General features: G+C 33.3%; 14 protein-coding genes. 9 read left to right on the top strand and 5 right to left on the bottom strand.

The window, feature by feature from the left end:
* Positions 1-64 precede the first annotated feature (64 nt).
* Entirely contained in the window at positions 65-2665 is a 2601-nt protein-coding gene (adhE, locus tag MN581_RS06520; RefSeq protein ID WP_117973291.1) for a bifunctional acetaldehyde-CoA/alcohol dehydrogenase, read from the top strand.
* 45 nt (positions 2666-2710) lie between these two features.
* On the opposite strand, the gene MN581_RS06515 is transcribed toward adhE, so the two are convergent.
* The gene (locus MN581_RS06515; RefSeq protein WP_241699449.1) at positions 2711-2956 is read right to left on the bottom strand and encodes a hypothetical protein; all 246 of its coding nucleotides are present in this window, start codon (positions 2954-2956) and stop codon (positions 2711-2713) included.
* Positions 2957-3204: 248 nt separating this feature from the next.
* Positions 3205-3360: a hypothetical protein gene (locus MN581_RS06510; RefSeq protein ID WP_241699448.1), complete on the bottom strand. Its 156-nt coding sequence runs from the start codon at positions 3358-3360 to the stop codon at positions 3205-3207.
* Positions 3361-3536: 176 nt separating this feature from the next.
* Between MN581_RS06510 and mreC the strand changes: the two genes are divergently transcribed.
* The 7 genes from mreC to MN581_RS06475 all read left to right on the top strand — a co-directional run bounded on the left by mreC (position 3537) and on the right by MN581_RS06475 (position 9748).
* Complete coding sequence (gene mreC, locus MN581_RS06505) at positions 3537-4406, top strand: rod shape-determining protein MreC (RefSeq protein WP_241699447.1); 870 nt, start codon at positions 3537-3539, stop codon at positions 4404-4406.
* Positions 4406-4933 (top strand): rod shape-determining protein MreD, encoded by a 528-nt coding sequence (mreD, locus tag MN581_RS06500; protein WP_241699446.1) that lies wholly within the window; start codon positions 4406-4408, stop codon positions 4931-4933. The genes mreC and mreD overlap by 1 nt, the downstream gene beginning before the upstream one ends.
* A 149-nt stretch (positions 4934-5082) precedes the next feature.
* A complete protein-coding gene (locus tag MN581_RS10095; protein WP_277756556.1) occupies positions 5083-6459 on the top strand; it encodes a C40 family peptidase in 1377 nt (458 codons plus the stop codon).
* Positions 6460-6609: 150 nt separating this feature from the next.
* A complete protein-coding gene (locus MN581_RS06490) occupies positions 6610-6945 on the top strand; it encodes a PadR family transcriptional regulator (RefSeq protein ID WP_117973286.1) in 336 nt (111 codons plus the stop codon).
* Positions 6920-7591 carry a DUF2812 domain-containing protein gene (locus tag MN581_RS06485; RefSeq protein ID WP_241699445.1) on the top strand — a complete coding sequence of 224 codons (672 nt, stop codon included), beginning with the start codon at positions 6920-6922 and terminating at the stop codon, positions 7589-7591. The genes MN581_RS06490 and MN581_RS06485 overlap by 26 nt, the downstream gene beginning before the upstream one ends.
* Before the next feature lie 11 nt (positions 7592-7602).
* On the top strand, positions 7603-8505 hold the full coding sequence (locus tag MN581_RS06480) for an ABC transporter ATP-binding protein (RefSeq protein WP_241699444.1): 903 nt from the start codon (positions 7603-7605) through the stop codon (positions 8503-8505).
* On the top strand, positions 8498-9748 hold the full coding sequence (locus MN581_RS06475) for an ABC transporter permease (protein WP_117973283.1): 1251 nt from the start codon (positions 8498-8500) through the stop codon (positions 9746-9748). Before MN581_RS06480 ends, MN581_RS06475 begins: the two co-directional genes overlap by 8 nt.
* A gap of 36 nt (positions 9749-9784) precedes the next feature.
* Here MN581_RS06475 and MN581_RS06470 read toward each other — a convergent pair whose 3' ends face one another.
* Genes MN581_RS06470 through MN581_RS06460 form a run of 3 tightly spaced genes read right to left on the bottom strand, consistent with a single transcriptional unit; the run spans position 9785 to position 13694 of the window.
* A complete protein-coding gene (locus tag MN581_RS06470) occupies positions 9785-11728 on the bottom strand; it encodes a glucose PTS transporter subunit IIA (RefSeq protein ID WP_241699443.1) in 1944 nt (647 codons plus the stop codon).
* Positions 11729-11740: 12 nt separating this feature from the next.
* The gene (murQ, locus tag MN581_RS06465) at positions 11741-12637 is read right to left on the bottom strand and encodes an N-acetylmuramic acid 6-phosphate etherase (protein ID WP_117973281.1); all 897 of its coding nucleotides are present in this window, start codon (positions 12635-12637) and stop codon (positions 11741-11743) included.
* On the bottom strand, positions 12630-13694 hold the full coding sequence (locus MN581_RS06460; RefSeq protein WP_241699442.1) for a MupG family TIM beta-alpha barrel fold protein: 1065 nt from the start codon (positions 13692-13694) through the stop codon (positions 12630-12632). The genes murQ and MN581_RS06460 overlap by 8 nt, the downstream gene beginning before the upstream one ends.
* A 208-nt stretch (positions 13695-13902) precedes the next feature.
* Between MN581_RS06460 and msrA the strand changes: the two genes are divergently transcribed.
* Positions 13903-14418 carry a peptide-methionine (S)-S-oxide reductase MsrA gene (gene msrA, locus MN581_RS06455; RefSeq protein ID WP_241699441.1) on the top strand — a complete coding sequence of 172 codons (516 nt, stop codon included), beginning with the start codon at positions 13903-13905 and terminating at the stop codon, positions 14416-14418.
* The last annotated feature ends 3 nt before the right edge of the window (positions 14419-14421 follow it).

Raw genomic sequence — 14421 nt, 5'->3', positions numbered from 1 at the left:
GAAAAAAGTGTTGTATATTATATTTGTGAAATACATAACGAATTTAATTCAGGAGGGTATTGCTTTGAAAGATAAAAATAAAAAAGCTGAAGTAAAAGAACAATCAGTAACAGAAACAATTGATCATTTAGTCGCTAATGCTCAAGAAGCATTAAAAGAAATGAAAACTTTTGATCAAGAAAAAGTGGATCATATCGTTCACCAAATGGCTATGGCTGCCTTGAATGAACATATGCCTTTAGCCAAATTAGCAGTAGAAGAAACTGGCCGTGGTATTTATGAAGATAAAGCAATCAAAAACATGTTTGCTTCTGAAAGTATTTGGAACAACATTAAAAATGATAAAACAGTTGGTGTGATTAATGAAGATGAACAAAAACAAATCATTGAAATTGCTGACCCAGTCGGAGTGGTATGTGGGGTAACACCAACAACAAACCCAACATCAACAACCATTTTCAAATCAATGATTGCGATTAAAACACGTAACCCAATTATTTTTGCTTTCCATCCAAGTGCACAAAAATCATCTGCAGCAGCAGCAAAAGTTGTAAGAGATGCAGCAGTTAAAGCTGGCGCTCCTGAAAATTGTATTCAATGGATTGATACGCCATCTATTGAAGCAACAAATACATTAATGAACCATGAAGGTGTTGCAATTGTTCTTGCAACGGGTGGTTCTGGAATGGTTAAAGCAGCTTACTCTACTGGTAAACCAGCTCTTGGTGTAGGTCCTGGTAACACACCAGCTTACGTTGAAAAAACAGCTAAAATTAAACGTGCGGTAAACGACTTAATTACATCTAAATCATTTGATAATGGGATGATTTGTGCGTCAGAACAAGGTGTCATTGTTGATAAAGAAATCTATGATGCAGTGAAAAAAGAATTTGAAGCGCATCAAGTATACTTTGTTAAACCAAACGAATTAGAAAAATTAGAAAAAGCAGTAATGAATGAAACAAAAACTGCTGTTAACCCTAAAATTGTTGGACACTCGGCAGTATCTATTGCTAAAGATGCTGGAATTAAAGTACCAGAAGGAACTAAAATTTTAGTAGCTGAATTAGAAGATGCTGGTCCAGATTACCCATTATCACGTGAAAAATTATCTCCAGTATTAGCAATGTTTAAAGCTAACAATACTGAACATGGTTTAGAATTATGTGAAAAAATGTTAAAACTTAATGGTGAAGGACATACAGCTGTTCTACATTCTGAAGATGAAGATTTACAATTGGAATTTGGTTTAAGAATGAATGCTTGTCGTATTTTAATTAACTCTCCAGCGGCTCAAGGTGGTATTGGTGATATCTACAATGAAATGATTCCATCATTAACTTTAGGTTGTGGATCTTATGGTAAAAACTCAGTATCTAAAAACGTTTCAGCAGTTAATTTGATTAACACTAAAACTTTAACGAAACGGAGAAATAACATGCAATGGTTTAAATTACCTGAAAAAATCTACTTTGAATTAAATTCAATTCAATATTTACAAAAAATGAAAGACGTTGAACGTGTATTCATCGTTTGTGACCCAGGTATGGTTGAATTTGGGTATGCTCAAAAAGTGATTGATGAATTAATGAAACGTCAAAATAAAGTGAAATTCGAAATGTTCTCAGATGTTGAACCAAATCCTTCAACAAATACAGTTTATGCTGGTACAGAACAAATGATGAAATTCCAACCTGATACAATTATTGCTATTGGTGGTGGATCTGCTATTGATGCGGCTAAAGGTATGTGGTTATTCTATGAACACCCAGAAACAGAATTCTTTGGCGCTAAACAAAAATTCTTAGATATTCGTAAACGTGCTTACAAAATTCCTGAAGCTAGAAAAGCTAAAATGGTTGCTATTCCAACAACATCAGGTACTGGTGCGGAAGTAACACCATTTGCGGTTATTACTGACAGTGAAACTCACGTGAAATACCCATTAGCAGATTATGCATTAACTCCAGATGTGGCAATTATTGACCCACAATTTGTTATGAGTGTTCCTGCTTCTGTTACAGCTGATACTGGTATGGACGTATTAACACATGCAATCGAGTCATATGTATCTGTTATGGCAAGTGATTACACGAGAGGTTTAAGCTTACAAGCTATTAAATTAGTATTTGAAAACTTAGAAGACTCAGTTAAAAATCCTAACTTAGAAAACCGTGAAAAAATGCATAATGCTTCTACAATGGCTGGTATGGCGTTTGCTAATGCATTCTTAGGTATTTGTCACTCAATTGCTCATAAAATTGGTGGAGAATACGGTATTCCTCATGGACGTACTAATGCGATTCTTTTACCACATATTATTCGCTACAATGCAAAAGATCCTTCAAAACATGCATTGTTCCCTAAATATGATTACTTTAGAGCTGATACGGATTATGCAGACATCGCGCGTTTCTTAGGACTTAAAGGTAACACAACAGAAGAATTAGTAGAATCTTTAGCTAAAGCTGTTGATGATTTAGGAAAACGTGTTGGAATCGACATGAACTTATCAGCACAAGGATTAAGCAAAAAAACATTGGATGAAACAGTTGATCGTATGGCTGAACTTGCTTACGAAGATCAATGTACAACTGCTAACCCTAAAGAACCATTAATTAGTGAATTAAAACAAATTATTATTGATTCTTACGAAGGTAACTAAAAGAATCATGTTAAAAAAGGTCGTCCCAAATGTTGGGGCGACCTTTTATTTTAATAAATCGTAAGTTTTTGTTTTGGGTTGATAGAGCACATTTTCTTTAGATATAGGAACCATAATAGAGGATATACCTGGTCCAATTTTTTCTTTGAAGCCAACAGATGCAAAAGAGGCATCAGTTAAAATAGCGTATTCTTTGGAAATAGATACTTGATTGACAGGTTTAAACTGGATTAGGTCACGGGATATATCCAATTGGTAGATGTCCTTATCATCTGTAAAATAATAAAACACGTCGTTTTTTCCAAGATATTTTATGCTATTTTGTTCTATTGAGACTTCTTTTTTATAAAATGGAAGATTTAATGTTTTATCTACATCGTATAATGAGGCTCGATTTGAGGAATCATTAGGTCGTGTTTGATAATGTAAAACAGCCATTTTTATTTTTTGATTAGCATTTGTTTCAAAAGAAATGAGCTTACGATAATCTTTTGTTATTAAAAAAATAGTGGAAATACAGATAGTAGTGATAAGAAAAGTCAGTCCAATGATTTTATAAATTTTTTAGCATTTGTAGTTGAAGGGATAATATCAAATAAAATAAATAGAATGATAGCTACTATAAATAAGATAACAGGTAATACAACGTTAATTAAATGTTCGGACAGGTACCAATAATTACCATTGACTGTCATAATACACCCTCCTGATGAGTTGATAATCTTCTTATTAGTCTAAAGAGTCTGACAATAGTAAATTAGTTTATTAAAATTTTGAAAACAAATAGGTAGTTATGTGGTTTATATTGAAGAATAATGGTAAAATCAAGGATGTATGTTTTTTAGATTATAAGATATTACGGGGTGAAATAGTGAAAAAAAATAATTCGAGTCGAAATATTATTATAGCCATTACTGTTGTGATTGTTATTATTTTATTAGTGACATTTAGTGCAATGCAGCGAGATGATAATAAAAAAAGTTTGCCAGGGCAATCTCAAATGAATAATGTGATTTCGAAAGTAGATTATGTCGTGAAAGCTCCCTTTAGAATGCTTGAAAGCGGAGTGAAAAGTATAAATAATTTATTTAATACTTATACAGAAAATGAAGAGTTAAAAAAACAAATTGATAAAAGTGTTTCTTTAGAAGCCGAGTTAGCAAGTCAAAAGGCCGAAACAAGAAAGTTGAAAGAACAATTAAAATTGAATGATACATTAACTGATTATGATGTGATTAATGCAAGTGTCATTAATCGTTCACCAGATAGTTGGCAAGATGTGTTGATTATTGATAAAGGAACGAAAGATGGTATAGAAGTGAATATGGCTGTTATGGGTGATAAAGGATTAATTGGTCGAGTGATTATTGCTGAATCGGGTAGTTCAAAGGTAGAATTATTAACGACTCAAAATCAAAATACCAATCATTTTCCTGTAATGATTCAGACGAAAGATGATAAATCTGCGTATGGATTAATGGAAGGTTATAACAGTAAGACGCATACTTTAGTCGTCTCCCAATTAACGAGTGTGGATAACATTAAAAAAGGAGATCTGGTTTCAACATCAGGTTTGGGAAATAATTCTCCAGAAGGGTTAGTTGTTGGGGAAGTCAAAGAAGTGAAAAAAAATAAAACAGGGTTAAATGCTGAAGTATTGGTAACTCCTGTTGCTGATATGTATGACGTTTCAAGCGTAACAGTAATTAAACGCCTCGCTGGAAATCAAGGGGTGGAGTAATGGAAAAAAATTCATATTATCCATACTATTTACCCATTTTATTGTTTGTTGCAATGTTAGTTGATGGTCATGTAAGTAGTGCAATGATGGGGATGTTATCTATTCCTATGACATTTACAAGTCATTTAGTTTTGTTAATTTTAATGTTTTCGACGTTTAAAGTAAATCAAACTTATTTAATGATTTGTGCAACAGTTATTGGATTATTATATGATTCTTATTTTTATAACGTTTTGGGGATTAATTTAATACTGTTACCTATCCTCGTTTTTTTTATGTATAGACTTTTTGAATATGTCGAACCAAATACTCTGACACTTATATTAAGTTTTATTGTGTTTGTCACGCTTATGTCCATAGGAAGAGCGGTTTTACTTAGTATTTTTAAATTAACTAATGCTAACTTTTTAGACTTTTTTACGCGAAATCTGGCTCCATCTTTATTAATCAATGTATTATATATATGTCTGTTAGTTATACCTCTATCAAAGGTATATGGAGTTTACAAGAAAAAAGTGATTATTTGAAATGTTTTTGTAACACTCCTATCATCACAGTGACATGTATCTATGTTAGAATCTGATTGTTGTTAAAGTTAACGTAAATTTAAACAAATGAATAAAAATTTAATCAAATAAAAATAAATGTGAAATGAAAAAATGGAGGATGGCTAGCTTTGAAAAAGAAAGTATTATCGACGATTTTATTAAGTAGTATATTATTAAGTACGGTGGGTACCCCAGCGTTAGCTACTGCAGCTAACACAGACTCAAAAGTAGAAGAACAAAATAAAAAAATTAAGGAGTTAGCCTCTAAAGAAGAAGAAGCAACTACGCAATTATCAAGTATAAAAGAAAATATTTCATCTATTAAAGAAGAAGCATCAGCATTGCAAACGAAGCAAGTAGAATTAACAAAAGAAATTTCTAGTTTAAATAGTGAAGTAAAAGATTTAGAAGCACGTATTGCAAAACGTGATGCATCAATCAAAGAACAAGCTAGATCGGTTCAAGTAGAATCAAACAGCTCAAATGTTATTGATTTAGTGTTAAACGCTGATTCTGTTTCAGATGCTTTGACAAAAGTTATGGCGGCTAATCGTCTAGTAGGTGCTAATAATGATATGATGAAACAACAAAAAGAAGATAAAGAAGCAGTAGAGGCGAAAAAAGCATCTGCGGAAGAAAAAGCAAAAGAAGTACAGGAAACAGCTGTTACTTTAGAAGCAAAAAAAGGTGAATTAGAAGATCAAGAGTTAGCACAACGAGCAACTGTTAGCCAAATTTCTGCTGAAAAAGCGACAGAAGAAAATAAAAAAGAACAGTATTTAGCTGAACAAAAAGCTGCAGAAGAAAAACGTGAAGAGCAACGCAAAGCTGTAGAAGCAGCAGCTCAAGCAGCGAAAGAACAAGCTAAAACTGTCAAAAATGAAAAAGTAGACACTGCTAAAACTAATAGCGACAGTAATAATACTGCTAATAGTAATGATACTGATAATACTTCTAATGAAACTATTAATAATACAACAGATAATTCTGGAAAAGTCGATAAACAAGTGACTGTTGTAACACCAAACGATATTAATGAAAATAAACCTGCTCAAACACAACCAGAAGTAGAAGAAACAAATACAACAGAGACAAGTACGCCTGTTACGACAACGCCAGCACCAATACCAACTTCTACAACACCAGCTGCAAATGGTAATGCTGTTGTATCTGAAGCATACAAACATATTGGAAAACCATATGTTTGGGGAGCAAAAGGACCTAGTTCATTTGACTGTTCAGGATTTACATCTTATGTATTCCGTCAAGCGGCAGGAAAAGAAATAGGTGGATGGACTGTCCCACAAGAAAGTGCTGGAACACAAATTTCGTTGGGTGAATTACAACCAGGAGATTTGGTATTCTGGGGTTCTAGAGGTGCGACGTACCATGTAGGTATCTATGTTGGTGGAGGTCAATATATTCATGCTCCACAACCAGGAGAATCAGTTAAAGTGACAAGTATGTCATATTATTCACCAGATTTTGGTGTAAGAGTTAACTAATTTAAACGATTATTATTAAAAAGATGATTTCAAGCAGAAACTTGAAATCATCTTTTTTTGTTGACAAAAACTATATCATTATATAATATATCAGTTAAAGATATATTATATAATGATATAGTTGGATATGGATTAAAGGAGAGTGAAAAAATGGAATCTATGACAGACTCGACGTATTTAATCTTGTTAAGTTTATTAGAGCCAAGACATGGCTATGCAATAATGAAGGGTATCAGTGAGATGACGCATGATAGTGTAACAATTGGTCCAGCAAGTATGTATACTATTTTAAAAAAATTAGAAAAAAAAGGAGATATTCGTCTCAAAGAGGATAAAGATAGAAAAAAAATATATGTGATAACTTCTCAAGGACAAGAAGAATTGATAAAAGAAGTTGACAGACGACGTATGTTTTATGAAGCGGGACGTTCTCTATTAATGGGAGATAGGGTGGATGTGTATGATATGGAAAAACACGAAAATTAAACTATCTAAAGGTTTAGCTTTTTATGCTGAAAAAGAAAGTATTTATTTTTCGAAAGAAGCTAGTAAGGGGTGGCAACTAAAAAAAATTAGTCCTTTAGGATTTTATGTATTTAAAAAAGCAGCAGAAGAAGAATCAACTTGGGTCATTGATTTTTATAGTGGGAAAAAAGAAGATATTAATGAGTATGTTGAGTTTTATAAAGATTCAGGTTGGTCGCTAGTCGAAAATTATCGAAATCGTTATTTTGTATTTAAATCAACTGGTAACCATGTTTTTAACTATACTGACAGACAAACTTATAAAGAACGTTTGAAAAATGAAACAGTCTGGATGTTATTACAGTCTTTATGGGCTTTTTTTCCAAGTTTGTCTATATATCTGATGTTGTTTTATTTCAATCATTTTGACATGGGCTTGTGGTTAAAAGCAATCATTAGTGGCATATTATTTTTGGGGATTATTTTTCCAATGATGTTGGCTGTTTTACTATTATATTTCAAAATGATATATCGTAAACGGCCAGAATTGTATAACAATCCCAAGGCAATAGATAGAAGCCAAAAATTTGGAAGAGATATGGTTATTGCGATGATTATTGGGGCTCTTTTCGGATTTATTAGTAGTATGTTATTTTTTAATCAATAGGAGGGGAAAGAATGTTAGAAGTAGAAGGATTAACAAAATATTTTGGGGATATGGCAGCAGTAGATGATGTGTCTTTTCGTATACCTGATGGCAAGATTTTAGGATTAATCGGACAAAATGGTGCGGGAAAATCAACAACCTTTCGTTTGATTTTAAACTTTTTAGATGCAGATGATGGAACGATTTCATGGAATGGAAAACCATTAAAAGAGAAAGATTATGATGTTATTGGTTATTTACCAGAAGAAAGAGGACTTTATCCTAAAGTAACAATTGAAGACCAGTTGATTTATTTTGGTCGCTTACGTGGAAAAAAGAAAAAAGAAATTGTTCCGCTAATTGATAAATGGATGGAAAAATTTCAAGTAAAAGGGAAAAAAACAGATAAAGTAAAATCGTTATCTAAAGGAAATCAACAAAAGGTTCAGTTGATTGCAACACTTATCCATGAACCTAAATTGATTATTTTAGATGAACCATTTAGTGGATTAGATCCAGTAAATGCTGAGCTTTTAAAAGAAGGTATTATCGAATTAAAAGAAAACGGTTCGTGTGTTATTTTTTCTAGTCACAATATGGAAAATGTTGAAAAAATTTGTGATCATCTAGTCATGTTGCGAGATGGTGAAATGGTATTGGATGGATCTGTTCAGGCTATTAGAGAATCATTTGGAAGAACTCACTTAGAGATAGAAACAACTCTATCTAAAGAAGAATTAGAGGCTATTCCTGGAGTATTAAGAGTAGAAAATTCAAGAGAAAATTATTATCATCTAAGATTGGAATCTTCAGAGGTAGGTCGAGATGTATTTGAAGAAGTAATCAAGGTGACTGATTATATTCCAATATTTAATCAACAGCCACCGACATTAGAGGAAATATTTAAATTAAAGGTTGGTGAAGAGGATGAATAAATTTTGGGTTGTTGCACTTGAAACGTATAAGAAACATGTTAAATCTGCAAGTTTTATTATGATGGTTTTAGCACCATTTTTATTAATTGGCTTTTCTTTAGGAATGGGTTACTTTGGAGATAAATTTTCAGACGTAAATGAAATAGCGATTGTCTCGGATGATAAGGCTATTAGTGAAACCTATAGAGAAATGGCTAAAGATGATTTCGATATAAACAAGAAGATTACGACAGAATCTGAGGCAAAAAAAGCACTTGAAAACGAAGAAATTGATGGGTATCTTTCTATTTCGGTTTCTGAAAATCAATTAAAAGGACAGTATACAGGAGTAGAAACACTTGGTACAACAAATCAACAAATACTACTTGGATTTCTAAATCAAATGCAGCTAGGTATTAATTCAGGTTCATTAGGGTTAACGCAAGAGCAAGTGACGACATTGTTATCTCAAGCAACTTTATCAGAAAAACAAGTCAAAGTATCAGATGGACAGATTAAGGAAAATAAAGATAATCGGATGGCATTAACACTAGTGGGATTCTTTATTGTTTTAGCGATGTATATGATAGTCTTACTATATGCTTCTATTACAGCGCAAGAAGTGGCGTCTGAAAAAGGGACACGTATTATGGAAATTATCTTGTCCAGTACAACGGCAGCAAAACATTTTTACGGGAAAATTATGGGGATTTTCCTCGTAATTTCAACGCAAGTTCTCATCTATCTGTTTTCTGGCGTGATTGCTTATGTTTTAGCAAAAGACATAGATATGGTAAAAGGATTTTTGGAAACAGTATCAATTGATGAATTAATCAAAGGAATTTTAGGTTACAATCTCTTATATTTACTATTAGGTGTGTTAATCTATACGATTTTATCAGCTTTTACAGGCTCGTTAGTAAGTAAATCAGAAGATGCTGCAAAAGCTGTAACACCTGTGACTTATTTGATTATGATTGCCTCGTTACCAACAATGATGTTAGGAATGTCTGATCCACAAAATATGCTAATTAAAATCTTTTCATTCATACCGTTTTTCTCATCATTTGCTATGCCTGTTAGAATCGCAAATGATAGTGTCACCAATACAGAAATTCTTATTTCTTTAGGCATACTATTAGTTGGAATTATTTTATTACTTAAACTTTCAGCTAAAGTATACAAATCAACTGTTTTAATTTATAGTGATAAGAGTATGATGCAAGTATTTAAAGATGCGTTAAAAGTGACAAAAACAAGATAAAAGAAACGCTTGGAAAATTTTTCCAAGCGTTTTTCGTTATGTCATTTTTACATTTAAAAGATGGTCTGTATGTGTTACAGTGCCTGTTTTTGTTAAAACGAATGTGTCAATATCATCCATGTTAGTTAAAACAACAATCATAGAAGTTTCTTTTTTCGCTTCTTTAATTTGTTCTAAATCAACCCTGGCCAATAAGTCACCTTGTTTTACTTTCTGACCTTGTGTTACTTTAACATCAAAAGGTTTTCCATCAAGATTGACAGTATCAATTCCCATGTGGATTAAAACATCTAGTCCATTAGTTGTTGTGATACCAATGGCATGTTTTGTTGGGAAAACAGTGGTAATTGTTCCGTCAACTGGAGAATAGATATGACCATCACTTGGATCAATAAAATAACCATCGCCCATCATTTTTTCTTGGAATACAGGGTCACTTACTTCTTCTAATGTATGAGCTACACCATTTGCAATAGAAGTTAAACTCACTTCTTTTACTTGAGTTGTAGGTTTGACAATAATATCCTCTGTTGTTTCTGCTAAGGTGTTTTTTTCTAATTGTTCTTTTGGAATACCAAAGAAGTAAGTCGCTAAAAATCCACCAGCGTAAGCAGCAAGTAATCCTAAAACATATCCCCACCATCTACCATTCGCAATTAATGGAATTAAGGCTACACCAGAAGGGCCAATAGCAATCGCGCCGATATTTCCAACTAATCCAACAACAGCCCCACCAATACCACCACCGATACAAGCAGTAATAAATGGACGGCCTAAAGGTAAGGTTACACCGTAAATTAAAGGTTCACCAATACCTAAAATCCCAACAGGTAAAGCTCCTTTAATCATTTCTGTTAATTCTTTGTCTTTTTTGCATCGAACCCATAGTGCAATCGCAGCTCCGACTTGTCCAGCACCTGCCATTGCTAGAATTGGTAGTAACATGGTTTGTCCTGTTTCATTAATCATTTGGACATGGATGGGTGTTAGTATTTGATGTAAACCAAACATCACCATTGGTAAGAAGAATGTTCCTAAAATAAATCCAGAGAAGGCTCCACCAACGTTTAGTACCCAATTAATCCCACCAACCATACCATCAGAGATAAATCCAGCTAGAGGCATAATAAAGAATATTTCAATTAGTCCAATAATAATCAAAGATAGAGTTGGAGTCACAATAATATCTATCGAATCAGGAATGATCTTATGTAATCTTTTTTCAACAAGAGAAAGTAACCAAACAGCAAAGATAACACCTAAAATCCCACCTTGGCCAGGAGAAAGAGCTTGCCCGGTGAAGAGATTTTTAAGTGGTGCTTCAGGGTTCATACCTGTTAGCATGACAACAGCCCCAATAACCCCACCTAGAGTGGGTGTTGCTTTAAATACTTGAGCAGCGTTAATCCCTGTATAAATAACTAAATAACCAAACATCCCATTTTTTAGAATATTCATCACATCGATATACTGTTGCCAAGTTGCCCCATTAATACTACCAGCTGTTACTAAGTTGGTTAAAATAGCAGCAATCCCTGCAACAATACCAGTACCAACAAAAGCTGGAATCATCGGAACGAAAATATTAGAAATGTCCTTAAGAATGACTTTTAAGGTAGATTGTTTTTGCTTGGCTTTTTGAGCTTCTTTCATTTCTCTTGCTTTTTCATTAACCATTTCTTTTCCTGAATGGGCTTCAGGGAACGTTTCACCTAAATCAACGCCAGCCATATCAACCATCTCTTTAGCTACTTTATTGACTTTTCCTGGTCCAATAATAATTTGTAATTGATCATCATCGACTACTCCTAGTACGCCAGGAATAGCTTTTAACCCATCTAAATCAACTAAATCACGATTTTTAAGAGTCATTCTAACGCGTGTCATACAATGAACAATAGAGACAACGTTTTTCATTCCACCAACATGATTGTAAATTTGTTGTGATAATTCGTTTAAACTTAAGTCATTCTTTGCCATAGTGATTCTCCTTTATAATGTTTTTTTTATAAAACCTTTAGCCTGAGTTAACTTTTCCGTTGCGTCATCTTTGCTACTATTTGTCAAAATCATGACAATAGCTAATTTGACATCTTCATCTGCTTCATAAAAATACGTTTCAGCTGTCTCATAATCTACTTCTGTTGCTTGCATAATAATGCGTTTTGCACGCTCTACGAGTTTTTCATTAGTTGCTTTCACATCGACCATTAAATTATTAAAGACTTTTCCAATTCCAATCATGCTAATAGTTGAAATCATATTTAAAACGAGTTTTTGAGCTGTTCCTGATTTTAGTCGAGTGGATCCTGTTAAAAATTCTGGACCAACGCTAACTTCAATTGGAAAGTCAGCACTTTGGCTAATCAACGCGTTTTTATTACAAGATAAGCTAGCTGTTTTTGCCCCTATTTCTCTAGCGTAGTTGAGACCACCAATCACGTAAGGAGTTCTACCACTTGCGGCAATCCCAATGACCATATCGTGTTTTGAAAGATTTAAATCAACTAAATCTTTTCTACCAAGTTCCATGGAATCTTCAGCCCCTTCGACTGCAATAGTCATCGCTTTTTCTCCACCGGCAATTAAACCAATCACCATATCAGGACTAACACCAAAAGTTGGGACACATTCAGCTGCGTCTAAAACACCCAGTCTGCCACTTGTGCCAGCCCCCATATAAATAAGACGTCCTCCTTGGTTAAAGGCTTCAATTGTCTGGATAATCACTGGTTCAATGCTAGCTAATTCATCTTTAACTGCTTCGGCTACTTTTTCATCTTCTTGATTCATTAATAAAAGAGCTTCTTTGACACTCATCGTATCTAAACCTAATGTATCTTGGTTGCGCTGTTCGGTAGTTAAATTAGTTAAATCGACTTTACTCATTATCATCATCCTTTCTTAATTCATAACGCATGCCTGCTTTGATGTGGTCTATTATGGGAATGTCTTTTTCAATCACATATGCGACAACATTGACTTTATCGTCTTTAACCAAATCTCTTTTGGCAATTTGTAATTCTCCCATATAGCGTAAATATGCGTGATTATCTAACGTCACACTTCCTTTTAAGCGTGGTAGGTTTTTTTGGGGGGGAATATCAGGTATTTGTTTAAATCGTGCATTGGCGCTTCTTACCACATCGCGTGCTTCATCTTGACGATTGTGATGTTGACCAAGAAAGAGAGAGCTAAATTCTTCATCAATGGTATTAACATGGAGAGTGAGAGTATCATTTTGTAAAAACTCTTTAAACTGAGATTGTGTGACCTCGCTTAAGCCGCCGTCTCCAATATAAATGTCATCAGTAAGTTGGTTAGCTAAATCTAAAGCACTTGCTAGAGGGTGGATATAACGATGTTCCTCTAGTGTAGGTAATCCTTCATAAAGTGGACCTCGTAGATCATTATCACCTGGAACGAAACCTTGAATAGTAAATCCATTTTCTTTTAGCCACTGATTTTTTTCTAAATACCAGGTTTTATCTAATCCAGTTTCTGGTCGAGGATAGTAGTTATGCCATGCTTCTAAGTGTTTGAAATTTGCTTTGTGTTTGATTAGGTCATCAATATCATGTTGTGTAATAGTACTAGCATTTAATCCAACTGTCATATGATGAGAGCACTTGGCGATTGTATCATTTGAAATATGGTAATCCATTCGAAGAGCTGTCACACCAATATGTTTTAATTCATCAAGACGATCAATAGAAAATCCTGCTTTAGACAAAGCATCACCTGATATGTCAACCATTAAGTTAAGATTGTTTTTTTTAGCTTCCGTGCCAAGTTCAATTAGTCTGGAATAGTAGGTAGCGGCATCATCTTCTGGAATATGTAGCGAAGTGAAAATACCTGTAAATCCAATTGTTTTCATTTTTTCTATGTAACTCTTTTTTTCATTCGATAAAGGTTGATTCATAAAAATAGAAAAACCAAACATTATTTTTTAAACTCCTTTCTTGATTGTATTCGTTTTCATATGAGATAAGATTATTATATCTTATTGAAATTTTTTTTCAATTAAAATATTATATATTATAAAATAATATTCCTTTAAAAGAAGGAATATTTTGTGAATAAATCATATTATGTGACGAATAAAAGAAGATTGTTTAAAATGGTTAGAAAAAGATAAGGAGATGATTTTAATGGAAGAAAAAGCAATATTTGCTGGTGGATGCTTTTGGTGTATGGTAAAACCATTTGATGAGTTACCTGGAATTATTAAAGTAGTTTCGGGGTATACAGGTGGTCATACAGTTAATCCAACGTATGAACAAGTGTGTAGTGGAACAACAGGTCACACAGAAGCTGTTGAAATTACATTTGATCCTGAAATAATTAGTTATAAAGACTTGGTTGAGATTTATTGGCATCAAACAGATCCAACAGATGCTATGGGGCAATTTGTTGATAGAGGTGATTCTTATCGTCCAGTTATTTTTTATGAGAATGATGAACAATATGAGATAGCAAAAGAATCAAGAAAAGAGCTAGAGGAAAGTGGAAAATTTGATCAACCCATTGTAACGCAAATAGAAAAAGCTAAAACTTTTTATCCTGCAGAAGATTATCACCAAGATTTTTATCAAAAAAACGAAGAGCATTATCAAAATTATCGACGAACTTCTGGTCGTGATCAGTTTATTGAGAATAATTGGTAAAAG

Origin of the sequence: Vagococcus sp. CY53-2 (assembly GCF_022604695.1) — a bacterium.
In the GTDB taxonomy this organism is placed as follows: Bacteria; Bacillota; Bacilli; order Lactobacillales; family Vagococcaceae; genus Vagococcus.
This window is presented reverse-complemented; position numbering and strand designations above follow the sequence as displayed.